Genomic DNA, 23,980 nt, shown 5'->3' with positions numbered 1-23,980 from the left:
CTTCGAAGCGCAATAAAGCAGCGTGAGCTTGCGGGCGCCTTCGGCTTTGCACGGGATATCGACGCCGAGGAGCCACCCGCTCGGGACCACTACCATGCAGCTCTGCGCCGCGGTATCAGTGACCGGCATCGGAGGTTGGCAGCTAAGGACTTCGCTCCGGCGTCCCGGGTTACGGCCTCGCTACAGCATAATTCCTTCCTATAAACCGCTTCGTCACGCCCCAGACTCTCGCAGGCCTATGGAGATCTCGTGCAGCCGATGGAGAAATTGACATCGTCCTTCACTGAGGACGATCGCTACCGCATCCTGATCGAAGCCGTAACGGACTACGCGATCTACATGCTGGATGCCGGCGGCCACGTCACAAGCTGGAATCCCGGCGCACGCCGCTTCAAGGGCTATGAGGAAGCCGAGATACTTGGGGCGCACTTCTCGCGCTTCTACACCGACGAGGATCGGGCGATCGGCCTCCCGGCAACCGCTCTCAAGACCGCGGCCGAGCAAGGGAAGTTCGAAAGCGAAGGTTGGCGCGTCCGAAAGGACGGGCAGCGCTTCTGGGCCTATGTGATCATCGACCCGATCCGCGACGCCGACGGACAGCTCGTCGGCTTTGCCAAGGTCACCCGGGATCTGACCGAACGGAAGAAGGCGCGCGAGGAGCTGGACGCCGCACGCGAGGCACTGTTCCAGTCACAGAAGATCGAGGCGCTCGGGCAGCTGACCGGAGGCATCGCGCACGACTTCAACAATCTTCTGATGGCGGTGCTCGGCAGCCTGGAGCTCGTGCAGAAGCGCATCGCCCCGGATCCGCGCATCTCGCCGCTGATCGAAAACGCGATCAGCGGCGCGCAGCGGGGTGCTGCGCTCACGAAACGGCTGCTGGCCTTCGCACGCCGCCAGGACCTGGAATATGGCGCGGTTCATCTGCCGGTGCTCATCAGCGGCATGGCCGGGCTGCTGCAACGCTCCATCGGCTCGGAGCTGGTGATCGAGACGCGCTTTCCCTTGATCCTGCCTGCGGTTCACACCGACGCGAACCAGATGGAACTCGCGCTGCTCAATCTCCTGGTCAATGCGCGTGACGCGACCGAAGGTCGTGGGCATGTGATCATCGCGGCGCGGCGGGAGGACCTTGCAACCGGCAACCGCTTGCAGCTGCCGCCAGGGGCCTATGTCTGCCTGTCCGTCAAGGACGATGGCAAAGGCATGGACGAAGTCACGCTCCAGCGCGCGACCGAGCCGTTCTTCACCACCAAGGGCGTCGGCAAGGGAACGGGTCTCGGCCTGCCCATGGTGCACGGACTTGCCGAACAGTCAGGTGGGCGCCTGGTGCTGAGGAGCCGCAAGGGAGAGGGAACCACCGTCGAGGTCTGGTTGCCCATTGCCGAAGAAGGGGAAGCACAGGCCGACCTCGAAAGCGAACCGGCGGCCGAGCTCGTTCCCGTTTCCCCGGAGCAGCCGGCGCTCAGAATCCTGGCGGTGGACGACGACCCGCTCGTCCTCATGAACACGGCGGTGATGCTGCAGGAACTCGGACACACCGTGAGAACGGCGGCGTCGGGACGCGAAGCAATCGAGATGCTCGCCAGCGAAGAGGTCGATCTCCTGATCACCGACCATGCCATGCCCGACATGACGGGATCGGAGCTGGCCGAGCATATCGGCGCCACCCATCCCGACATCACGATCGTGCTCGCAAGTGGCTATGCGGAGCTGACGGCAAAGGAGAATGCCGGTCTGCCGCTCCTGAAGAAGCCCTTCCTGTTGAGGGACCTCGACCAGATCATCGGCAAGGCGCTAGCGACGCGGAGAGGACCATCCATCGGCTCCCGGCGCAGCCATAAGCCTGGCGTAGCGGCGGCTGCTTCGCGCTCCCATCCGAACGTCTGAGAGCACGGCGAGCATCGTCGCCTGGGACATACGGGCTGGATCCGGCGCAGCATCCTCGGTGACATCCCTGCCCTCCCCGTCGATCAGCGAGCATAGACCTCCGAGCGACTGCGGGCGGCATGCTCCAAGACGACCGCCGCGATGACCGAAGCGATCTTCGCGCCGCCTGTGACGGATGGCTCGATCGGATTGGCATAGTCGACGTCCTCGTTGCAGATCAGCCGCAGGTCGATCAACGTCAATCCATGCATGAAGGCGGTCCGCGTAATCACGTCGTTGAAGACGGCCAGAGCCGTGTTGGCGAGCCTGCGACGCTGCGGATCGGGAAAACGAGCGTCGTAGATCGTACAGATGGATGTCGGCAGCTTCCGGTTCAGCACTCCCGCGATCATGGTCGAATAGTCCCGTTGGAACTGCTCTCGAACATCACTGATGTGGCTCAGAGCCTCGGCCACCGACCGGGCACCCTGATCGAGCAGCCCTGCATGGTGGAGCGCATCGTTTCCGCCGACACTGATGACGAGATGACTGGCATCAGGGGGAAGTCGCTGAAGCTGTCGTTCGACGCCGCCTGTCACCGCGCCGTCGACGGCGTTCAGGGTCGCTTGCCAATGCCCGGGCAGGCGTTCGCGTAACTGCTTCAGGACCTCCGGACCGCCCGCCACATAGGCGGCGTTGTCGAAGATGGAATCGCCGAGAAGAACGACGTGCTGCATCGAGTTGTCCTTTGATGCATCAGCCTGTGGGGGAAATGGGAGCGACGCAGCGGTCGTGCCCATCACCTGCAGGAGGACGCGGCGGCTCAGGCTGCGCATGGAGTCCGATCCTCAGCCATTCAGGAGCCAGGAGCGCCGTGTCGGCTTGCCCTTGTGTGCTCCTTCGCTGCCGCCGCGCCGCAGGGCCGCGATCTCGCTGGAAAATGGCGTTGCCTGGAGCTTGGCAAGCGGATGTTTGGCGGTGCAACTGAATATCGCCGTTGCAGCCCTCCCCTCGAGTCGACCCGCAACGGCGCTGAAGAGAACCTCGACGCTGTAGCGCCGGCTGAGCGGAACTTAGGGGATCTGATGGAGCAGGATCGGTGACGTGCCGTCGGCTCGCAGGTCTTCGCCCACCAGATTCATCGATCGGCCGATGTTCAGGCTCCGTCTCCTTCATAGCCGGCAACGCTGTTCCATTCGGCGATAGCGGGCCTGACGCGCTAAAGCCCTTCGGGCTCGCACGGTGACGACGTGTCGTCGTCGGATTATGCAGCCTTCAATGAGAAGCCCGGGAGCGCCCGAAATGGAAGACACGGATGACGACATGCTCGATTGTCTCATCGTGGGAGGTGGTCCAGCCGGGTTGTCGGCGGCGCTTTATCTCGCCCGGTTCAACCGGCGCTTCCTCGTGGTCGATGACGGTCGCGCACGCGCATCCTGGATCCCGACAAGCCACAACATCCCGCTCTTTGCGGCAGGCATCGCCGGTCCGGACATCCTTGCGCTTCAGCGAGCGACTGCCGAGCGATACGGCGCGCGCATCCTCAATGGCACCGTCTCTGCGCTCGGCAAGGAGCCTGGAGGCTTTCGAGCGACGGTCGTCTGCGGCGAGAGCGAAAGCCGAGAGCTTCGGGCGCGCCGCGTCCTGCTCGCGACGGGCGCGGTCGATAACGAACCGGACATGCCGGACGTGCCCAATGCCGTCCAGCGCGGCCTGGTGCGGTATTGTCCGATCTGCGACGGCTACGAGGCAATGAACCGCAAGATCGCCGTGATCGGCTTCGGTAGCCGAGGATTGGGCGAGGCGGTCTTCGTGGCGCGCACCTACTCACGCGACGTGACACTGCTGACGCTCGGCCGGCCCATGGAGCTCGACGATGATCAGCGCGCACGGTTGGCCGAATACGCAGTCAAGGTCGTCGAGGAGCCGATCACCGCACTGGATCTCGATGGGGACAAGATCGCCGTCATGCGCACTGGAAGCGGACAGGAGCACCGCTTCGACGTGCTCTATTCCGCGTTGGGAATGCAAGTCCGCTCCGATCTCGCGGTTGCTTTGGGCGCGGAACACGACGCCGCCGGAGCGCTCATCGTCGACGACCATAACAGGACCAGTGTGGCAGGACTCTATGCGGCCGGGGATGTTGTCAGGGACCTGAGCCAGATCGTGGTCGGGATGGGCCATGCGGCCGTCGCCGCGACCGACATCCATAATCGCTGCGAACTGCCGACCGAGGACGAGCCGGAATGGCCCACCCGCGCTCGCGCCGAGTGCTCCTGAGACAAGCGACCCCCAGCGACCGGCACGCCGCTCCGGATCGAGAATGTCTGTCACGCGTCCTCAAGACATCGAGCCCGTGCGTCGGCTGGTGCTGAAATCGTCACGGGCGGGCCGTGCAGTGACCGCATCTTAAGCGGTTCAGTCGCTCAATGGCGGGATGGCAAAGCCTCCTGCGAAATCGCCTCGCCCAAGCACACTCCAGACCGAACCCTCGCCGGCCGTTCGCGGTGGCGAGATTGCGTCGCGCGATCCAAAGCAACCACAGCTCCCGTTCGATCCCATGCCGGACCGGGTCGAGCCGTGCCTCGCCCTCCTCACCTCCGCGCCGCCCGCGGGGCGGAACTGGATGTTCGAGATCAAGTGGGATGGCTATCGGCTGGCCATCCATGTCGATCGCGGCGCCGTGCGGGTTCTCACGCGCGGTGGCCATGATTGGACAGGACGCTTCCCAGCCATTGCGGCCGCGGCTGGCACACTCGATGTCTCCTCCATCATCCTTGATGGCGAAGCTGTCGTCCTCGATGAGAACGGGCGCTCTGACTTCGGAGCGCTGCAGAAGGAGCTCGGCGGCCGCGGCGGCAAGAAGGCTGCCGGCGCGGCCGTGCTCTACGCCTTCGACATCCTCTATCTCGATGGGCTGGATCTCAGCCGGATGTCGCTGGAGGAGCGCCGGCACATCCTGGAGGACGTCGTCGGCAGCGAAGGCGTGATCCGCCTGTCGGAAGAGATCGCCGCCGATGGCGAGGCTCTCCTACGAAGTGCCTGCGAACACGGGCTCGAGGGGATCATCGCCAAGCACCGGGACCGTCCATACCGCTCCGGCCGTCAGGGCGACTGGCTGAAGATCAAGTGCGTGCAGAGCGAGAGCTTCGCCATCATCGGCTACGAGCCATCCTCGAAGCTGCGCGGCAAGCTCGGCAGCCTGGTCCTCGCAGCCCGCCGCGACGGGCAGCTGGTGCATGTCGGCGCGGTCGGCACCGGCTTCACGGAAGCCTCCGCTGCGGCGCTGAAGAGGCAGCTCGATCAGCTGCGCACGGCATCGCCTGCTGCGGCCATGCCGCGCAAGAAGATCGTCTTCGTGCGGCCCGAGCTGGTGGCCGAGATCGAGTTCCGTGGCTGGACGGGCGACGGGATGCTGCGACATGCATCATTCAAGGGCCTGCGCGACACTGCCGACGAAGCGCGCATTTTCACGATCACCGACGGCGCTTAGCCCAAGACCTCGCTCGGCCATCGAGTTGGGGCGGAAAGCGCCTGACGCAGACGCGTCAGGTCCAGCGCCGGACCGGTAGCGCCCCGGCCACAGCAGGACCCCCGCCGCGAGTTCGGTTCCTGCTCACTCGAATGACCAAGCTCCGCCGAAACGCAAATGTGCCTGGACCTTTCAGCCAGGCAACGACGTTTATCTCCCCGTCCGATGACAGCACGGTGAGCTTCAGATGGGCCGGCGACTGACCGACAACAAAGCAGTTCTCCTATTTGCCGCAGGTGTCCTCGGGGACGCGTTTCTCGATATGGCGAAAGCTCTCGCCGCTGCCGACGTTGGCGACGAGGATGTCTTCATCCAGGAGCTGCAGCAGCTCACGACGATGAAGTTCCTAGAGGGTGCCCGCGGCGCAAGCGAACATGTCTGCCGCCAGGCGGCCCACGCATTCGCGGCAGCCGTCAACGAAGCAAAGCTGTGCATAGAGGAGCGATCCTGCCCCGCAGAGGGCAGTTCGAACTGACGGCCTGGAGCCGCCATAAGCCGGATGTGCCCGCGACAAGGAACCCGCTGGCCCGTGTGAAGTTTGCCGGACACGACTGCGGTGCCGGAACCAGCATATGGTCAAGATCGGATACCACGCTTCGCATGAGCAGTTCCCACCATCGGAACTGCTCGCCCTCGTTCGATCGGCTGAGCGAGCCGGCTTCGATTGCGCGATGTCGTCCGACCACTTCAAGCCGTGGGGTCCAGCGCAGAACCAGTCGGGCTCGGCATGGCCCTGGCTTGGATCGGCTATGGCTACCACGGCCCTGCCATACGGGATAATCTCGGCGCCGGGATATCGCTACCACCCCGCCATTCTGGCCCAGAACGCCGCAACTCTGTCGGAGATGTTTCCCGAGCGGCTGTGGCTGGCGCTCGGCAGCGGTCAACGCCTCAACGAGGGGATCACCGGGCTGCGATGGCCCAGCAAACCGGAGCGGAACGCGCGCCTGCGTGAATGCGCCGAAGTGATCAGGGCCTTGATGGCTGGCGAGACGGTTTCCCATCATGGGCTTGTGACAGTCGTCGACGCGCAGCTCTACACCCTGCCGAAGAGTCCCCCACGGCTACTCGGTGCGGCTGTATCCGAGGCGACGGCTGAAGCCGTGGGCCAATGGGCGGATGGGCTTCTGACCGTCAGCGCCGAGCCCGATCGACTGAAACGCGTCATTGATGCGTTTCGCCGGGGCGGCGGTGATGGCAAGCCTCTCTTCCTGCAGGTCGGACTGAACTGGGCGCCCAGCGAGGAGGAAGCTCTTGCCGGAGCCCATGAGCAATGGCGCTATTGCGTCCTCGGCGGTGAGGTCAACTGGGAGCTGGCGAGCCCGAGCGATTTCGATACGGCAACGAGGCATGTCCGGCTCGAGGACATGCGAACATCATTGTTGGTATCTGCCGATCTAGGGCAGCATGCGGCCTGGCTTCACGAGTTCGTCGAACTCGGCTTCAGCGAAATCCTCCTGCATCAGGTTGATCGCAGCCAGAAACGTTTCATCGAGAGCTTCGCGGCAAGCGTCCTTCCTCAACTCCGTTGAGGTTTTACGTCCGGCCGTGCGACCGCAGCCGGCGCGACGAGCGGCGCCTGCCTCGGCCGCTTGGGTAGCTGCCGATCATATGCTCCGCTCAACGCGTGTTCGTTGGAACAAGCGAGGTCACCTTCAAGGTGAGGTTGGCCTGCAGGAGCATGCCGCCGTCTTCGCCGCGAATGATCGCCAGAAAGGTGCGAGCGTCTCCGTCGGGCAATGCTTCCCGTGCCATATCGGCCAGTGTGGCGACAGCGGCATTCTTCGCCTCCTCCACGTCCTTGAAGACCAAGCCGGCATCATCCCGGGAAAAGGTCTCGTCATCAGACATGTCTATGAAGAAGCGGGGCATTGGCGACGTCCTCCTTTTAAGAGGGGGCAACGCACTGACAATCCACGTATTTCCCTGAAGCCTAAGCTTTCCTCGGATAAGATCGTTGGCTGCGACCGGTGTCACGCCTCTCTCAGGATGGGCGGTCTGCTTTGGCTTCACCTGCCAGCAGAAAGGTCGGGACAAACTCCGCGAGCTCGGTGAGTCGGTCCCAGTCGGGGATGCTGACCAGACTTCCCGTTGTCACGATCAAATTCCTTGCACGCAGCTGCTGCAGTGATCGGTTCACATGTACGGAGGTCAGGCCCATGGCATCGGCGATCTGCTCCTGGGTGATCTTCAGACGATATTCCCGGCGCTCTCCTAGTTCAGCCCGTTCCATCCGAACCCCCAGCTCGCACAGAAGATGCGCCACGCGGGCCAAGGCCTGCTTGCGGCCCATATTTGCGATCCACTTCGCCAGGATTGACGCGTCCAAGGTCGTGTCGCGCCAGAAAGCGAATGCGAGGTTTGGATATTCTGTCGCCACGGACCTCAAGTCGGCGTGCGGGACGTGGAGGATGGTCGCGGGCCCGAGCGCGGTGATCCCCCAGCCAGTCGTTGGAGCGACCACGGAATAGAGGTCGCACATGTCGCCGGGAATGTAGAGCGACGTAATCTGCCGCGCGCCGTTGCGCATCAGATCGAAGCGGCCAAGGCAGCCCTCAACGGTGAGGGTGGACTGATCGACCGTCTCCCCAGGCATCACCAGATCGTCTCTGGCGGCGACCTGAACCTCCGTTGCCCTCATGGACAGGATCGCGGACTGCTCCGCTTCACTGAGGGCAGAGTTAAGCAGTAGCCGCTTCAGAAAGCGTTCTAGCCCGTGATGTCCGCTCTGCATGTCAGCCGCCCCAGGATCAGACCGCGACCACCCATTGCGGAGGCACAGGTCGATCAGTTCCTGAGAAGCGATAAAGCCTTGCCGCTCCCCAAGCGAGTCATGGTTGTAGATCCGGGGCGGGGTAGAAAGCTAATGCCCTCTACATACCGATATGATGCTGCGTCAGCAGCAGCCTCAAAGAGCTCCAGTGCATCGACGCAGGCGGCAAGCTCCAGTGCCTCATCAAGGCTGATCACGCCCCGATCCAGCTGCGCAACGACCCTGTCGGCGGCCATGTTCGTCCATTCCATCCTTCGTTTTCTGCAATAACTTACATCAATTCTGGAGAGGCAGGCCACTGTAGATCCGCTAGGCGACGAACGTCCGGTCGGCGGTTCCGTGGCCGCGGTCTCAACCCTTCAGCCAAGTTGAGCCGGTTTACACCTGCCTGTGTCGCTCCGCAGAAGCCGAAAGCTCGTCTCGCCAGCCGAATGCCGGCAACTTCCAGGGATCGCCCGACCGGTTTCGGCCGGTCGCCCCGCGGCGATCTTCTTTGAGCTCGACGCGGTGAGGCCTGCGCGCACGCATGCGAGGAGAACAGGACCCGCGTTCCACTGGCACCTGTGGCTGGCCTGCAAAAAGGGCCGTCCCAAGAGGGCGAAGCGGGGCCGTTCTCCTGGGCTAACGCGACATGGCTATTGCGACCTGTGACGTCGAAAGACGAGCGTCATCGCCTTAGTCGGTCGGACCTTTGATCCATTGTTTCCGGGTTTGAAGCCGGGCGGGCTCACTCCAGATCACTCCTCCTTCCCGCCCGGCAGCACCGAACCGAAGAGCTGGCGCGCGGTGTCGGCGATGATGCCGGACGCCTCAGGATCGCGCGGCGTCGAGGCGAGGAAGTTGCGGACCTGCTTCAGCGTGAAGTGCGGCGGGATCGGCGCAACCTCGGGATCGGTGCGCACCTCCAGGACGACCGGCACGGGGGACGCCAGCGCCTGGTCCCAGGCCGCGCCCAGCTGCTCGGGATCGTCCACATAGAGGCCGCGCAGTCCGATCATCTCGGCAAAGCGATGATACGGCACGTCCGGCAGCGTCTGCGTCGCCTCGAACTTCGGATTGCCCTCCATCACCCGCTGCTCCCAGGTGACCTGATTGAGGTCCTGGTTGTTCAGCACCATGCAGACGAAGCCGGGTGTTTCCCAGTCGCGCCAGTACTTCGCCACCGTGATCAGCTCGGCCATGTTGTTCATCTGCATGGCGCCGTCACCGACCATGGCGACCACCATCCGGTCGGGATGGGCGAACTTGGCCGCGATGGCATAGGGCACGGCGGCGCCCATCGAGGCGAGGCCGCCGGAGAGCGAGGCCATCATGCCGGCGCGGATCTTGATGTCGCGGGCATACCAGTTGGCACAGGAGCCGGAATCGGAGGTCAGGATCGTCCGGTCGGGCAGCCGCGGGCTGAGCTCGTGGAAGACGCGCTGCGGATTGATCGGATCGGCGGATGCAAGCGCCCGCTCGGTCAGCGTCTTTTCCGAGGCCGCGATGCTCTTCTCGACGGTTTCGCGCCAGGAGCGATCACTCTTGCGCTCGAGGAGGGGCAGCAGCGCTCGCAGCGTCTCGGCGGCATCGCCGACGAGATTGACCTCCATCGGGTAGCGGATCGACAGCATGCCGGGATCGATGTCGATCTGGACGCCCCTCGCCTGACCTTCCTTCGGCAGGAACTCCGAATAGGGGAAGCCGGAGCCGACCATCAGCAGCGTGTCGCAGCCCTGCATGAGGTCCCAGCTTGCCGGCGTGCCGAGGAGGCCGATGGATCCCGTGACGAAGGGCAGATCGTCCGGCAGGGCCGCCTTGCCAAGCAGCGCCTTGGCGACACCCGCGCCCAGCGCTTCGGCGACCTCGACCACCTCGCCGCCTGCGGAAAGAGCGCCGGCGCCGATCAGCATGGCGACCTTGCTGCCGCTGTTCAGCACCTCGGCGGCTCGGCGCAGATCGGCCTCGTAGGGCAGGATCTTCGGCGGCGTGAAGCCGACGCCGGATATAACGGCGCCATGCGCCCGCGGCGGATCCTCGTAAGTTGCCTCCTGCAGGTCGTTCGGCAGGATCAGTGCAGTGACGCGGCGCTGACCGACCGCGATCCGTACCGCGCGGTCGATGAGGTGGCGCACCTGGCCGGGCACGGTCGCCTGTTCCACGAAGGCACCGGCGACGTCCTTGAACATCGAGACGAGATCGAGTTCCTGCTGATAATGCGCGCCGAGCGCCGTGCGCGCCTGCTGGCCCGCGATGGCCAGCACCGGCACATGATCGAGGCGTGCGTCGTAGAGGCCGGTCAGGAGATGCGAGGCACCGGGGCCGGATGTGGCGATGCAGACGCCGAGCTCGCCGGTGAACTTGGCATGGGCGGCAGCCATGAAGGCGGCCATTTCCTCATGGCGTGCCTGCACGAACTCGATATCGCCCTTGCGCCGCTGCAGACCGCCGAGCAGGCCGTTGATGCCGTCGCCGGGATAGCCGAACACGCGGCGCACGCCCCAGGCATGCAGGCGCTCCCAGAAGAAGTCTCCGACCGTCTGCGCCATGGGAGTCACCGCCCTGCCAAGAAAAGCACTGAGGGTGATTAACTCCGGCTCCGGCGCTGCGTTCCGGCAGACCAGTCGACCGTCACGCAGATGCCGGCATAGCGGCCTGCACGAGCGGGCTGCGGAGCACGCGCGGGCCGATGCCGGCTTCACGCTGTTCCGGTGCCACATGCCGGACGAGCAGCGGATGGCGGTGGAGCGTCGGCGCTGTCCCGCAGCGGCCGAGCGGTGTCCGGAGTTCTACCCAAACAACGCCCGACCGGTATTCACCGATCGGGCGTTCAAAATCTCGAAAGACGAGGCCGAACTCGTCAGCTGGCCAGCCGCGTCTCGCCGCTGCCAAGGCGCCGGCGGATGAGCGGCACACGGCGCCCCTCTTCCTCGCCATTGCCGAACAGCTCGGTGGAAAATGCCATCGGCTCCCAGAGCTTGCGCCGCATGCGGTCGATCTCCTGGTCCTCGGACGGCGCCTTTATAAGCGCATTGTCGGAGATGACCTTGAGCGTCACCGGCGCAGGCTCAGCCTCGTCGACTTCCTCCTGTGCCTCACGCTCGATCTCACGGGCTGCCTCAGCCCAGTGCTCATGCTCGCGACCGACCGGGCGCCCTTCCCGCTCCCAAATCGCATAGGCTCGGTCCCGGATTGCTGCCGCATTGTCCTGATGTGCCATGAACCTGCTCCCTTCGCGCGCCGCCGCGTATGAAAACGAGGATGGTTGCTGAAGGTTGCGTGAGTTCCATCGAACCAGCAACAATTTTTTTGCAGTGCGGCAAACAGCTGGGCCGACCGCCTTGGTGGCGGAGTGCAGTACGCTAAGCCGCATTGGGCTGTGGGAAGCGCGCCTCCAGATGCTCGGCCATTCCCCGAGCAATCTCACGCTCGCCCATGATCACCGTGTCGGCGCCGAGGCGCTCCAGATGATCCACCTCCGAATCGAAATGCGCGCGCGCCAGGATGTAGAGGTCCGGTCTGGTGCTTCTCGCCTGCTCCACGACCTGGCCGGCGTCGAAGGGCGACGGGATCGCCACGACCAGAGCGGAAGCCGTGTTCAGTCGCGCCATCGCCAGGATGTCGGGAGCGGCGGCATTGCCGACGACGACCTCGATGCCCTGTGCACGCAACTCGCGGACGGCGGCATCGGCGTCTTCGATGACGAGCAGCGGGGTGCCGCTCGCCGCGAGACGATCCGCAACCAGCCTGCCGACCCGCCCGTAACCGACGAGAACGACATGCGGCACCTCGCCAGTCGCTGCCGTTGCCGGCTGTTCGGCGGCCGCCTGCGTCAAAGCCGCTGTCGAGCGGCCACTGTCAGCCGCGTCGATGGAGTGTGCCGCTTCTGCAGTCGCAGCACCATCCGGCGCTGGCAGGCTCTGCGACGCATCAGCGTGCTCACCCTCCATCACGTCGAGCGACGACGCGGCAGGCTGGCTTGCCTGTCCAGCCGCAACCGGGCTGGCAGCGAAGCGACGGCTGATCCCATCCACCAGGAAAAAGACCAGCGGGTTCAGAATGATCGAGAGGATTGCTCCCGCCAGGATCAGGTCGCGGCCGGCTTCGGGCAGAAGCTCAAGCCCGACCCCGAGCTCCGCGAGAATGAAGGAGAATTCGCCGATCTGCGCCAAGCTCGCGGAGATCGTCAGCGCCACGGTATTGTCGTAGCCGAAGCTGCGAACGATCAGGTAGGCGGCAGCCGACTTGCCGAGGACGATGATCGCCAGCGTCGCCAGCACCGGCAGCGGTTCGCGCAGGAGGATGCCGGGATCGAAGAGCATGCCTACGGAGACGAAGAACAGCACGGCAAAGGCGTCGCGCAGGGGCAGGCTCTCCTGCGCGGCCCGATGGCTAAGCTCGCTTTCGGACAGGATCATGCCTGCGAAGAAGGCGCCGAGTGCCAGTGACACGCCAAAGAGCTCGGAAGCACCGAAGGCGACGCCAAGGGCGATCGCCAGCACGCCGAGCCGGAACAGCTCCCGCGAGCCGGTATGGGCGATGCGGTGGAGGATCCACGGGATGACCCGCCGGCCGACGACCAGCATGAGAACGACGAAGGCGGCAACCTTCAGGAGCGTCGTGGCGATGATACCCCAGAGGCCGAGATCAAGCCCGAGCGCCCCGGACAGGAGGATCGCTGCGGGGTCGCTCCCGCCGTGGCCGCCGTCGGCCGAAAGACCTGCTGCGGCCGGAATGAGGACGAGCGCCAGGACCATTGCGAGGTCTTCGACGATCAGCCAGCCTACCGCGATGCGCCCCTTTTCCGTCTCAACGAGACGCCGCTCCTGCAGGGCTTTGAGAAGCACGACGGTCGAGGCGACGGACAATGCAAGACCGAAGACGAGGCCGCCCCCCATCGGCCAGCCGAGCAGCGCCGCAAGGCCCCAGCCGAGCAGCGTTGCGGCGGCGATCTGTACGATGGCGCCCGGCACGGCGATGCCGCGCACCGACAGAAGGTCCTTGAGCGAGAAGTGCAGGCCGACGCCGAACATCAGCAGGATGACGCCGATCTCGGCCAATTCCGGTGCAAGCGCCTGATCGGCCACATAGCCGGGCGTATGGGGTCCTACGAGGACGCCGCCGATGAGGTAGCCGACCAGTGGTGGCAGGCGCAGTCTTTGCGCGATGGCGCCGAGAATAAACGCCAGGACGATGCCTGCGACGATGGTCGTGATCAGCGGCGTCGCATGAGGCATCAGCGGTTCCTTATCGGCGGAGCGGACTAGCCATCCTGGAGCTGTGGACTAATATCAACCAAAATGGTTGAGATTGCGGAATGTTCAAGGCTGAACGCACCAACTTCTTTACGCCCGCGCAGTGCCGTGCCGCGCGCGGCCTCCTCGACTGGACGCAGGCTGAGCTGGCTGAGCGCGCCGCTGTTTCCCGCAGCACGATCAGGGACTTCGAGGGAGGGGCTCATGAACTGCATCGCGCCAGCGCGGAGCATGTCCGAACCACGTTCGAAGCGGCAGGTGTGATCTTCGTGACGCTGCGTGATGGAACGCCGGGCGTCTGCTTGAGGACGCTTGCGAAGGGACCGGAGAAGAAGCAGGAACCGGAGGCCTGAGAGCACGTCCACTCGGATTGGCGATGTCACGCCATCGTGACACCGCACGGCTTGTGGAACGAGCCACACGCGCAAGCTAACATCGTCTCAGCCATCACCGGGACGAGCCGCCATGATGTCGTTGCTGCGCAGTCTGGCTTTAGGTGCCGCTCTTCTGGCCGCGACGCCACCCGCCTTCGCCGGCGATGCCGAAGACGTCCAGGCAGCGATCTCAGGACAACTCGGCGCCTTCCGTGCCGAGAAGGGCGAAGAGGCCTATTCCTACGCCGCGCCGAACATCCGCCAGATGTTCTCCTCGCCGGAGATCTTCATGCGGATGGTGAAGTCGGCCTACGATCCCGTCTATCGCTCCAGCAATGCCGCCTTTGGGAAGCTTGCGATCGACGGAGGCGTGTTCCGGCAGGAGGTCTATCTGACGGACCGCAATGGACAGAGCTGGATTGCGAGCTACACGCTGTCGCGCCAGCCTGACGGATCGATGAAGATCACCGGCTGCGCCATCCGCAAGGGCGATGACGTTTCGGCCTGAGCCTCTCCGTCCCTCAGCGGCGAAGCGTCAGCGTGCCGGGATGTCGCCCCGAGCCCAGCCGTCCTTGGTCTCGGCGAAGAACTCGGCGAAGCGCCCGGCTTCGATGGCAGCTCGGATGCCAGCCATCAGCGACTGGTAATAGGCAAGGTTCACCCAGGTCAGCAGCATCGAGGCGAGCAGCTCGTCCGAGCGCACCAGATGGTGGAGGTAAGCGCGCGAGTAGTCACGCGCGGCCGGGCAGTCCGAGGTTTCGTCCAGCGGCCGCGGATCGTCGGCATGGCGGGCGTTCTTCAGATTTACCTTGCCGAAGCGCGTAAAGACCAGACCGTGGCGGCCCGACCGGGTCGGCATCACGCAGTCGAACATGTCGACGCCGCGCGCCACCGATTGCAGGATATCGTCCGGCGTGCCGACGCCCATGAGGTAGCGAGGCTTTTCCGCGGGCATCACGGGCAGCGTCTCGTCGAGCGTCGCCAGCATGACGTCCTGCGGCTCGCCGACGGCGAGGCCGCCGACGGCGTAGCCCTTGAGATCAAGCGCGGCGAGACGTTCGGCCGAGCGGATGCGCAGGTCGATCTGGTCACCGCCCTGGACGATGCCGAACATCGCCTTGCCCGGCTGATCGCCGAAGGCGACCCTGCAGCGCTCCGCCCAGCGCAGCGACAGCTCCATCGCGCGCTCGATCTCGGCACGCTCGGCCGGCAGGCGCACACATTCGTCGAGCTGCATCTGGATGTCGGAATCCAGCAATCCCTGGATCTCGATCGAGCGCTCTGGCGTCAGCGTGTGGGCCGAGCCGTCGATATGCGAGCGGAAGACGACTCCGGTTTCGTCGAGCTTCCTGAGATTGGCGAGCGACATCACCTGAAAGCCGCCGGAATCGGTCAAGATCGGGTACGGCCATCGAGCGAATTCGTGGAGGCCGCCGAGCCGCGCGACACGCTCGGCGCCCGGCCGCAGCATCAGGTGGTAGACATTGCCAAGGATGATGTCCGAGCCGAGATCGCGGACCTGGTCGAGATACATCGCCTTGACCGTGCCGCCGGTCCCGACGGGCATGAAGGCGGGCGTGCGGATCGTCCCGCGCGGCATGGTGATCTCGCCCCGGCGGGCAGCGCCGTCCGTGCCGATCAGCCTGAAGGCGAAATGCTCGCTCATGCCGCGCGCTCGAGCAGGCAGGCATCGCCATAGGAATAGAAGCGATAGCCGGTGGCGATCGCATGGGCATAGGCGGCGTGCATCGTCTCAAGTCCGCTGAAGGCCGAGACCAGCATGAAGAGGGTCGAACGCGGCAGGTGGAAGTTGGTCATCAGGCAGTCGACCGCTCGGAAGCGGTATCCGGGCGTGATGAAGATGTCGGTCGGTGCGGCGAAGGGCCGGATGATGCCGTCCCCGCCGGCCGCGCTTTCCAGAAGCCGCAGCGAGGTGGTGCCGACCGCGACGAGTCTGCCGCCTGAGGCGCGCACCGCGTTGAGCCGGTCGGCCGTCGCCTGATCGATATGGCCGATCTCGGAATGCATGCGGTGGTCTTCGGTATCGTCTGCCTTCATCGGCAGAAAGGTCCCTGCCCCGACATGCAGCGTGACGAAGACATGCCCGACGCCGCGCCGGTCGAGCGACTGCAGCAGCTCCGGCGTGAAATGAAGACCCGCCGTCGGCGCGGCGACGGCGCCCGACTCTCTGGCGAAGATCGTCTGGTAGTCGGACGCGTCCTGCGCATCCACGTCGCGCTTCGAGGCGATATAGGGCGGCAGCGGCATGCGGCCGAAGCTTGCCAGCGCGGCGTCCAATTCGCCTGCGCCACACGCGAAGCGCAGCGTCACCTCGCCGGCATCGCCTTTCTCGGTGACGCTCGCATCCAGCGACCGCGCCTCGCCTGCGGCTTCAAAGGCGACGCGGTCGCCGGCCTGCAGCTTGCGGGCGCCGCGGGCAAAGGCTTTCCAGGTGATGCCGTCGACCCGCTGATGCAGCGTCACGCCGATGGAGGGCTCGGTGTCACCGCGCCCGACACGCCGACCTTCCAGCTGCGCCGGAATGACGCGTGTGTCGTTGAAGACGAGGATGTCGCCCGGCCGCAGGATCTGCGGGAGGTCACCGATCGTCCGATCGGTGAGCGCTCCATCGGCTTCAACCTCGAGGAGCTTCGCCGATTCGCGCGGAAGAGCGGGCCGCAGGGCGATCCGCTCTTCCGGAAGGTCAAAGTCGAAGAGATCGACTCGCACGGCGTCAGGCGGTCAGAGGTCTGCCGCCACCCGCATCGTCACGATCTTGTCGGGATCGCGCACCGGCTCGCCCTTCTTGATCTGGTCGACATTGTCCATACCTTCGATCACCTCACCCCAGACGGAGTACTGGCGGTCGAGCCAGGGCGCCTGGTCGAAGCAGATGAAGAACTGCGAGTTCGCCGAGTTCGGGTTGTTGGTGCGCGCCATCGAGCAGGTGCCGCGCTTGTGCGAGGCGGAGGAGAACTCGGCCTTGAGGTCCGGCTTGTCGGAGCCGCCCGAGCCGGTGCCCGTGGGATCGCCGGTCTGCGCCATGAAGCCGTCGATGACTCGATGGAAGACGATGCCGTCATAGAAGCCCTCGCGTGCGAGCTCCTTGATGCGGGCCACGTGGTTCGGCGCGAGGTCCGGCTTCATCTCGATGACGACCGTCCCCTTGGTGGTTTCGAGGACGAGAGTGTCTTCGGGCTTGTCGTAGGCCACGTCAGGCTCCTGTGTTGAATTCGCTCGTAAAGCGATGCCGGCCGGCAGACGAGGCTCGTCCGCAGGCGGCCCGGCCGCTGTCAGGCGGCACATGGACCAGTTCGCTCCCGGAGGCAACCCGCCTCTCGGAAGCGAACCGTTAGCAGTCGCGATGTCGTTGCTGGTGCAGCGTGCCTTACTTGGCGCCGCCGACGCTGACCTTCACCATCTTGTCGGGGTTCTCGACCTCGCCGTTGGCGGCGGCGTCGCCCTTCTTGATCTTGTCGACATTCTCCATGCCCTTCACCACCTGGCCAACCACCGTGTACTGGCCGTTCAGGAAGTCGCCATCGGCGAGCATGATGAAGAACTGGGAGTTGGCGGAGTTCGGGTTCTGCGCCCGTGCCATGCCCACCGTGCCGCGCTTGAACGGCTCGTCTGAGAACTCGGCCTTGAGGTCCGGCTTGTCGGAGCCGCCCATGCCCGTCCCCGTCGGGTCGCCGGTCTGCGCCATGAAGCCCTCGATGACGCGGTGGAAGACGACGCCGTTGTAGAAGCCTTCGTTTGCCAGCTCCTTGATCCGCTTGACGTGCTCGGGCGCGAGATCGGGCCGCAGCGCGATGTCGATGTCGCCGGTCTTGGTGGTGATGACCAGCGTGTTCTGCGCGTCCGCGGTCTGCGCGAGGGCAGGCGCGAAGCTGCCGGCAGCGATCAGAGCGGCAAGCCCGAGCTTGGCGACGAAGTTCATGACGGGTTCAATCCTCTTGAGGCCGCTGCGGCTGTCGCGCGGCGAGCTTGGCTCGAATGGCATCGGCCGCAGGACGCGGCACGAAGGGCGAGACGTCTCCGCCCATGGCGGCGATCTGGCGGACCAATGTGGCGGTTATGGGCCTGACGGCCGGCGATGCGGGAAGGAAGACGGTGGCGACATCCGGCGCCATGACGCCGTTCATGCCGGCCATCTGCATCTCGTAATCGAGATCCGTCCCGTCTCGCAGGCCGCGGATCAGGATGGTCGCGCCAGCGGTGCGGGCAGCCTCCACGACGAGGCCGTCGAAGGCGATCACCCTCACCTGTGCGTTCAACTCCGCCGTGCAGGCGGCGATGACGGCCTGCCGTTCATCGAAGGAGAACATCGGCACCTTGCCCGGATGAATGCCGATCGCCACGACGATCTCGTCAACGAGCGCAGTGGCCTGGCGCAGAATGTCGAGGTGGCCCAGAGTTAGCGGGTCGAAGGAGCCTGGATAGATCGCGATGCGTGCCATGCATCCGGTCTATCGCAAGCCGCGTCTTGCGCAAGGGCCTACCGGTCGCTGCCTCTGCGGCAGAGGCTGCGACCGGTCGCGGTGGCAGGCGCATGCGGTCACGGTCAAGGAAAACTGGCGGCGCTGACCTATTCGCCAGACATTAAGCATCGCAGCAAACTGAACGGCCGGTGAAAGGAACCGCAGGGCCTTGTTCATGACTCGCGGCGCTTATTGGAACCAATTCCAACAGGTTGCCGTTGAACAGGCATCGAACCGGAGAACAGACATGCTGGTGTTCGCGCTTTCCCTTGCCATGGCCGCAGCTCTCGTGACCGCCACGGCGGTATCGCTCCACAACGATGCTCAGCAGGCTCGGGTAAAGGCGACGATCCGCAAGTCTCCCTTCATCCACTAAGCGCGATCAACTGTCCTTCGAAGGACATTCTGATCGCCATTGCTGACTGATCCGCCTGGAAGACACGGTAGACAGAGAAGCCAAAGAAAAAGCCGCGGGATCGCCGCGGCTTTTTGATTCTGAAGGCTTGGCGTCGATGATCACGCCATCGGCGTGTCGCCATCGCCCGGCTGATCATCGTCGTCCATGTGCGGATCGATCGTCGGCGCTCCCGTTTCGGGGTCTGAAGCATCAACGGCATCTGTCTCGTCGGCACCCTGGTCCGGTATGCGCTCGACCGAAACGATCCGCTCGCCATCCGCCGTCTTGAAGATGGTCACACCCTTGGTGGCTCTGCTCGCGATACGGATGCCTTCCACCGGCACGCGGATCGTCTGGCCACGATCGGAGATCATCATCAACTGATCGCCTGCCTCGACGGGGAAGCCGGCGACCAGCTTGCCGATCTCGGCCGTGCGGCCGATGTCGGTCGCCCGGATACCCTTGCCGCCACGCCCGCTGACGCGGAAGTCGTAGGACGACGAGCGCTTGCCGAAGCCGAATTCGCTCAAAGTGAGGATGAACTGCTCGTTGGCATTGAGGAAGGCGTAGCGCTCGGAACCGAGGGACACGCTCTGATCCTCCGTCGCGGCCTCCTCGTCGGCGATGGCCTCTTCGGCCGCACTCTCGGGATCGACTGCTCGGCGCATCCGCTGATAGGCCGAGCGCTCCGCCGGCGTCGCATCCACATGGCGCAGGATCGCCATCGAGATGATCTGGTCGCCATTGCCAAGCGCCATGCCCCGCACGCCGACGGAGTTGCGGCCGGCGAAGACGCGCACGTCCGTGACGGAGAAGCGGATGCACAGGCCGGACGAGGCGACGAGGAGAACGTCGTCGTCCTCCGAGCAGGTGGCGACAGCAAGGATCTCGTCCCCGGCGTCCTCCAGCTTCATCGCGATCTTGCCGTTGCGGTTGACCTGGATGAAGTCGGCCAGCTTGTTGCGCCGCACCGTGCCGCGGGTCGTGGCGAACATCACGTTCAGCTCCGCTGCATCTGCCTCATCGTTCGGCAGCGGCATGATGGAGGTGATGCGCTCGCCCGCTTCGAGCGGCAGGAGATTCACCAGCGCCTTGCCGCGAGACTGCGGCGTCGCCAGCGGCAGCCGCCAGACCTTCTCCTTGTAGACGATACCGCGCGAGGAGAAGAACAGGACCGGCGTGTGGGTGTTGGCGACGAAGAGACGGGTGACCGAATCCTCGTCGTTCTTCAGCGTCATGCCCGAGCGGCCCTTGCCGCCGCGCCGCTGCGCCCGGTAGGTCGCCAGCGGCACCCGCTTGATGTAGCCGCCATGGCTGACGGTGACGACCATGTCCTCGCGTGGGATCAGGTCCTCGTCGTCCATGTCCGCCGCGCCCTCGGAGAGCTCGGTCCGGCGGGGCGTGGCGAACTCGTCGCGGATCGCCGTCAGCTCGCCCTTGATGATGTCGCGGACGCGGGTGCGCGACGAAAGGATATCGAGATAGTCGCGGATCTCCTCACCGATGGCGTTCAGCTCGTCGGCGATCTCGTCGCGGCCGAGCGCGGTCAGGCGCTGAAGGCGGAGGTCGAGAATGGCGCGGGCCTGCGTCTCCGAGAGGCGGTAGGTGCCGTCCTCGGCAATGCGATGCCGGGGATCGTCGATCAGCCGGATCAGCGGCGCGACGTCCTTGGCCTCCCAGGCGCGGGTCATCAGCTGCTCGCGCGCCGTCGACGGATCCGGCGCCTGGCGGATCAGCTTGATCACCTCGTCGATGTTGGCGACCGCAATAGCGAGGCCGACGAGGACGTGCGCCCGCTCGCGCGCCTTGCGCAGCAGGTACTTGGTGCGCCGGTTCACCACCTCCTCGCGGAAGGCGATGAAGGCGGAGAGCATGTCGATCAGCGTCAGCTGCTCGGGCTTGCCGCCGTTCAGCGCCACCATGTTGGCGCCGAAGGAAGTCTGCAGCGGCGTGAAGCGGTAGAGCTGGTTGAGGACGACGTCCGAGGAGGCGTCGCGCTTCAGCTCGACGACGACACGGTAGCCTTCTCGGTCGCTCTCGTCGCGGATGTCGGAAATGCCCTCGATCCGCTTGTCACGGACGAGTTCGGCCATTTTCTCGATCATCGAGGCCTTGTTCACCTGGTACGGAACCTCGGTGACGATGATCGCCTCGCGCTCGCCGCGCATGGTCTCGATATGGACCTTCCCGCGCATCAGGATCGAGCCGCGGCCCGACGAGTAAGCTGCCAGGATGCCGGCCCGTCCCAGCACGAGCGCACCGGTCGGGAAATCCGGACCCGGGATGAACTCCATCAGCTCGTCGAGGGTGATCTCCGGGTTGTCGATCATCGCGATGGTGCCGTCGATCACCTCGCCGAGATTGTGCGGCGGGATGTTCGTCGCCATGCCGACGGCAATGCCGCCCGAGCCATTCACGAGGAGGTTCGGGAACCGCGCGGGCAGAACGACCGGCTCCTGCTCACGGCCGTCGTAATTGTCCTGGAAGTCGACCGTTTCCTTGTCGATGTCCTCCAGCAGCGGATCCGAGACCTTCTGCAGGCGGCACTCGGTGTACCGCATGGCTGCCGGCGGATCGCCGTCGATGGAGCCGAAATTGCCCTGCCCATTGATCAGCGGCGCCCGCATAGCCCAGTCCTGGGCCATACGCACCAGCGCGTCATAGATCGAGGCGTCCCCGTGCGGATGGTACTTACCCATCACCTCACCGACGACACCCGCCGATTTGCGGAACGGCCGGTTGAAGACGAGCCCCATGCCGTGCATCGCGAACAGGATGCGTCTGTGGACGGGCTTTAGGCCGTCGCGGACGTCGGGAAGCGCGCGGCTGACGATCACGCTCATGGCGTAATCGAGGTAGGACCGCTGCATCTCCTCGATGATCGATACGGATTCAATCCCGGTCGGCCGCTCGGGCGGGACGGTCTTGTTCTCTTCTTCGGCCAAAAAACTATCCTGGGATGGCAAATGGGAGCATCGTCCGTATAGCGCGGAAGAGGCTGCAGGGGCAAATCGGGGATGCCCTCTGATATGGGATTTCCTGTAACGAGTTCAATCTGTTAGTTGGTGGTGCAAAAGAAAGTTCCAAACCGCAGTTGCAGCGCGGCCGCCAAGGTGTCGAAGCGCTGAGAATCAGCCGCTGCGATCGCGGCGTGACAGGACCGCGAGCACTCGGCTACGGAGTGGGCGCGGCGGTGACCTGCCCCACTCGACCCCCAAGCGGATGCAATAACGCTGATGATCGATCTGCTCGTGAACGGCTTCGTGACGCTGTTCGTTATCCTTGACCCGCTCGGCCTTGTTCCGCTGTTCCTGGCGCTGACGCCCGGCCGGTCCTCGGTGGAGCGGCAGCGCATCGCCTTTCGCGCCTCGCTCATCGCCTTTGCCATCCTGGCGCTGTTCGGCCTTGCCGGCCTTGCCCTTCTGCAGGGACTCGGCATCACGCTCGGCGCCTTTCGCGTCGCCGGTGGCCTGTTCCTCTTCTGGATCGGCTTCGAGCTTGTCTTCGAGCGACGGCAGGAGCGCCATCAGCGCAGCGCCGACCGCGCAGTGGAGGAGCAGCACCACGACGTGACCGACATTGCGGCCTTTCCGCTGGCGATCCCGCTGATTGCGGGACCCGGCGCCATCTCGGCGACCATCCTGCTGTCGGGGTCTCTTCCCTCTCTTGCCGGCCAGGTCGGGCTGATTGTCGTGATCGCCGCCGCGCTCGCCGCCAATTTTCTTTGCCTCGTGGTGGCCCATCGCCTCGACAGATTGCTCGGCGCCACCGGCCGGATCGTCATCTCCCGGCTGCTCGGCGTCCTGCTTGCCGCCCTGGCGGTGCAGTTCGTCGCCGACGGCGTGCGGGCGCTTGCCAGCGGCGGGGCCTGATCCCCGCCACTGGCAGCACCGGCTAGCCCGGGATCAGCGACCGCTCATCCGGATGACGTCGTCGATCGCCTCAGGCATCGTGCGGAACGTGATCGTCTCATTCTCGACCCACGCCTTCCTGGCACTGAGGTCGATCACGAGCTCGCCCCCCAGGGTCATCAGTGCTGGCAGGATGCCAGCGGCGCCGCCAACGCGGGCGCCGGGCGCACCCCAGCGGCCGAACACCTCGGCATACATCAGCCGCTGCGTGGCCGCGTAGGTGAAGCGCAGCGGCGTCGACGGCCCTGCTCCGGCCTCACGGGTGAAGCCGGCGAAATAGGCGAGGTCAAGGTCCTGCTTAGCGGTGTCCGGCGGGCTGCACAGCCACTTGGTGAAGATGGTGTGGGCGACGATCGATTCCGGCTGGCTGAAGCTGTAGTTGCGCGGAATACCGTTGTCGCTCACCGTCTGCAGCGTCGAGGTCCATGCGGCCATTTCCGCCGCACCGGCGGTGTTGCGCGTCGTTTCGAAGTCCGCGCCGGTGCGCTCGGCTGAGACCCCGAAGGAGTAGGAGCCGTTGGCCTCGAAGCCGGCGGTCGGCGATGCGCCGATCTCGCCGTTGAAGCCGCCGCCAACGGTCCAGCCCGTGGAGAAGTTGTAGGCGGTGGATTTGAGGGTCGTGGGCGGCAGCAGCGCCCGGTTGTTGCGCCGCCAACCCGCCATCCCGCCGGGAGTTGGGAGGATCGAGAACGACACCATGTCCCGATACATCGAATTCAGCACGGGCTCGTCCGGCTGGCAGCGGAAGTGCGAGGCAAAGATGACATTGGCGGAGATGCCGATGTCCTGAGCGCCGCTCGCCTGCTGAAGGGCGACGACGTCGAAGGCAATGCCGATGCGCGCCTCCTGGTCCGGCGACGGGATGAAGTTCAGGCCGCGATAGCGGTCCTTCATCTGCTTTAGGCTGGCGACGTCGACGGTGCTGTTCATCACGCCCCAGGCAATGCCGGCGCTGAGCGGCGTGACCGACAGAAGCGGCAGGAACGGATCGAGCACCGGCCCGAACACGGAGGCAATGCCGGCCATGACTCCGGCCGAATAGAGGAAGTCGCCGAGGTTGGCCGGGATCCGGCACGGCGTTGCGCGGGCGGACTGCAGGCTCTGCTGAAGGAGGACGATGTCGCTCTCGCGGTATCGGACGTCCTCTTGGCGTGGGATGGGTATCGCAGACATGACCGAGCTCCTGAAGCGGTTGAGGCGCAGCGCAGGCCGCGCGCTGCAATGGCTACCGCCATGTATTGGCGCAGCACATGACCACCCGTCGCAAAGGCTTGACAGCCCGTCTCATGTTGTCGGCGGAGCTGCGGCGCATAATGGACCGGCGCGCCAGAGACAGGACCTCTCCGGTTGTTGACAGGCCCTCGACGGTTGCTTAACGACGGCGCGTGTGTTGCGGCGCGACGGCGTCT

Annotated in this window: 22 protein-coding genes; 9 read left to right on the top strand and 13 right to left on the bottom strand. The window is 65.0% G+C overall.

From position 1 onward, the window contains the following. Window positions 1–258 precede the first annotated feature (258 nt). On the top strand, window positions 259–1,890 hold the full coding sequence (locus C0R46_RS04760; RefSeq protein WP_102958387.1) for a PAS domain-containing sensor histidine kinase: 1,632 nt from the start codon (window positions 259–261) through the stop codon (window positions 1,888–1,890). A gap of 83 nt (window positions 1,891–1,973) precedes the next feature. Here the strand turns inward: C0R46_RS04760 and C0R46_RS04755 are convergent, their stop codons facing one another. Then, window positions 1,974–2,669, bottom strand: a complete 696-nt coding sequence (locus C0R46_RS04755; protein WP_245413402.1) for a GDSL-type esterase/lipase family protein — start codon at window positions 2,667–2,669, stop codon at window positions 1,974–1,976. Window positions 2,670–3,135: 466 nt separating this feature from the next. Between C0R46_RS04755 and C0R46_RS04750 the strand changes: the two genes are divergently transcribed. The 4 genes from C0R46_RS04750 to C0R46_RS04735 all read left to right on the top strand — a co-directional run bounded on the left by C0R46_RS04750 (window position 3,136) and on the right by C0R46_RS04735 (window position 6,933). Beyond that, complete coding sequence (locus tag C0R46_RS04750) at window positions 3,136–4,149, top strand: NAD(P)/FAD-dependent oxidoreductase (RefSeq protein ID WP_342586492.1); 1,014 nt, start codon at window positions 3,136–3,138, stop codon at window positions 4,147–4,149. Window positions 4,150–4,306: 157 nt separating this feature from the next. Continuing rightward, window positions 4,307–5,362, top strand: coding sequence for a non-homologous end-joining DNA ligase (gene ligD / locus C0R46_RS04745; protein ID WP_102958385.1), 1,056 nt, complete (start codon window positions 4,307–4,309; stop codon window positions 5,360–5,362). A gap of 226 nt (window positions 5,363–5,588) precedes the next feature. After that, window positions 5,589–5,876, top strand: coding sequence for a hypothetical protein (locus tag C0R46_RS04740; protein WP_102958384.1), 288 nt, complete (start codon window positions 5,589–5,591; stop codon window positions 5,874–5,876). A gap of 97 nt (window positions 5,877–5,973) precedes the next feature. Further along, complete coding sequence (locus C0R46_RS04735; protein WP_102958383.1) at window positions 5,974–6,933, top strand: TIGR03885 family FMN-dependent LLM class oxidoreductase; 960 nt, start codon at window positions 5,974–5,976, stop codon at window positions 6,931–6,933. Window positions 6,934–7,021: 88 nt separating this feature from the next. Here C0R46_RS04735 and C0R46_RS04730 read toward each other — a convergent pair whose 3' ends face one another. The 5 genes from C0R46_RS04730 to C0R46_RS04705 form a co-directional block, all read right to left on the bottom strand. Beyond that, window positions 7,022–7,273 carry a DUF6894 family protein gene (locus tag C0R46_RS04730; RefSeq protein ID WP_102958382.1) on the bottom strand — a complete coding sequence of 84 codons (252 nt, stop codon included), beginning with the start codon at window positions 7,271–7,273 and terminating at the stop codon, window positions 7,022–7,024. A gap of 112 nt (window positions 7,274–7,385) precedes the next feature. After that, window positions 7,386–8,135 (bottom strand): Crp/Fnr family transcriptional regulator, encoded by a 750-nt coding sequence (locus tag C0R46_RS04725; RefSeq protein ID WP_102958381.1) that lies wholly within the window; start codon window positions 8,133–8,135, stop codon window positions 7,386–7,388. Between the two features lie 776 nt (window positions 8,136–8,911). After that, a complete protein-coding gene (locus C0R46_RS04715) occupies window positions 8,912–10,702 on the bottom strand; it encodes a thiamine pyrophosphate-requiring protein (RefSeq protein WP_102958379.1) in 1,791 nt (596 codons plus the stop codon). A 311-nt stretch (window positions 10,703–11,013) separates the two neighbouring features. Next, window positions 11,014–11,373 carry a DUF2934 domain-containing protein gene (locus C0R46_RS04710; protein WP_102958378.1) on the bottom strand — a complete coding sequence of 120 codons (360 nt, stop codon included), beginning with the start codon at window positions 11,371–11,373 and terminating at the stop codon, window positions 11,014–11,016. A gap of 142 nt (window positions 11,374–11,515) precedes the next feature. After that, window positions 11,516–13,390, bottom strand: a complete 1,875-nt coding sequence (locus tag C0R46_RS04705; protein WP_102958377.1) for a cation:proton antiporter domain-containing protein — start codon at window positions 13,388–13,390, stop codon at window positions 11,516–11,518. A gap of 80 nt (window positions 13,391–13,470) precedes the next feature. Between C0R46_RS04705 and C0R46_RS04700 the strand changes: the two genes are divergently transcribed. Both C0R46_RS04700 and C0R46_RS04695 read left to right on the top strand, forming a co-directional pair. Further along, window positions 13,471–13,761 (top strand): helix-turn-helix transcriptional regulator, encoded by a 291-nt coding sequence (locus tag C0R46_RS04700; protein WP_114348369.1) that lies wholly within the window; start codon window positions 13,471–13,473, stop codon window positions 13,759–13,761. Between the two features lie 112 nt (window positions 13,762–13,873). Continuing rightward, window positions 13,874–14,290: a DUF4864 domain-containing protein gene (locus C0R46_RS04695; protein ID WP_102958376.1), complete on the top strand. Its 417-nt coding sequence runs from the start codon at window positions 13,874–13,876 to the stop codon at window positions 14,288–14,290. Between the two features lie 27 nt (window positions 14,291–14,317). Here the strand turns inward: C0R46_RS04695 and tgt are convergent, their stop codons facing one another. The 5 genes from tgt to coaD all read right to left on the bottom strand — a co-directional run bounded on the left by tgt (window position 14,318) and on the right by coaD (window position 18,242). Then, a complete protein-coding gene (tgt, locus tag C0R46_RS04690) occupies window positions 14,318–15,448 on the bottom strand; it encodes a tRNA guanosine(34) transglycosylase Tgt (protein WP_102958375.1) in 1,131 nt (376 codons plus the stop codon). Then, window positions 15,445–16,512, bottom strand: a complete 1,068-nt coding sequence (gene queA / locus C0R46_RS04685) for a tRNA preQ1(34) S-adenosylmethionine ribosyltransferase-isomerase QueA (protein WP_102958374.1) — start codon at window positions 16,510–16,512, stop codon at window positions 15,445–15,447. The genes tgt and queA overlap by 4 nt, the downstream gene beginning before the upstream one ends. A 12-nt stretch (window positions 16,513–16,524) precedes the next feature. Continuing rightward, on the bottom strand, window positions 16,525–16,995 hold the full coding sequence (locus C0R46_RS04680) for a peptidylprolyl isomerase (RefSeq protein WP_102958373.1): 471 nt from the start codon (window positions 16,993–16,995) through the stop codon (window positions 16,525–16,527). 175 nt (window positions 16,996–17,170) lie between these two features. Next, entirely contained in the window at window positions 17,171–17,722 is a 552-nt protein-coding gene (locus tag C0R46_RS04675) for a peptidylprolyl isomerase (protein WP_102958372.1), read from the bottom strand. Window positions 17,723–17,729: 7 nt separating this feature from the next. After that, on the bottom strand, window positions 17,730–18,242 hold the full coding sequence (gene coaD / locus C0R46_RS04670) for a pantetheine-phosphate adenylyltransferase (RefSeq protein ID WP_102958371.1): 513 nt from the start codon (window positions 18,240–18,242) through the stop codon (window positions 17,730–17,732). A 268-nt stretch (window positions 18,243–18,510) separates the two neighbouring features. Here coaD and C0R46_RS21255 point away from each other — a divergent pair, with 268 nt between their 5' ends. Then, window positions 18,511–18,639 carry a hypothetical protein gene (locus tag C0R46_RS21255; protein WP_280952995.1) on the top strand — a complete coding sequence of 43 codons (129 nt, stop codon included), beginning with the start codon at window positions 18,511–18,513 and terminating at the stop codon, window positions 18,637–18,639. A gap of 140 nt (window positions 18,640–18,779) precedes the next feature. Here C0R46_RS21255 and gyrA read toward each other — a convergent pair whose 3' ends face one another. After that, complete coding sequence (gene gyrA, locus C0R46_RS04660) at window positions 18,780–21,530, bottom strand: DNA gyrase subunit A (RefSeq protein WP_245413435.1); 2,751 nt, start codon at window positions 21,528–21,530, stop codon at window positions 18,780–18,782. A 366-nt stretch (window positions 21,531–21,896) separates the two neighbouring features. Here gyrA and C0R46_RS04655 point away from each other — a divergent pair, with 366 nt between their 5' ends. Continuing rightward, a complete protein-coding gene (locus C0R46_RS04655; RefSeq protein WP_102958368.1) occupies window positions 21,897–22,532 on the top strand; it encodes a MarC family protein in 636 nt (211 codons plus the stop codon). Window positions 22,533–22,565: 33 nt separating this feature from the next. Here C0R46_RS04655 and C0R46_RS04650 read toward each other — a convergent pair whose 3' ends face one another. Then, entirely contained in the window at window positions 22,566–23,744 is a 1,179-nt protein-coding gene (locus C0R46_RS04650) for a hypothetical protein (protein ID WP_102958367.1), read from the bottom strand. Between the last annotated feature and the right edge of the window lie 236 nt (window positions 23,745–23,980).

Source organism: Mangrovicella endophytica (assembly GCF_002893625.1).
In the GTDB taxonomy this organism is placed as follows: Bacteria; Pseudomonadota; Alphaproteobacteria; order Rhizobiales; family Rhizobiaceae; genus Mangrovicella; species Mangrovicella endophytica.
Note: the sequence above shows the minus strand (reverse complement) of the source record. Positions and strands in the feature narration are given on the sequence as shown.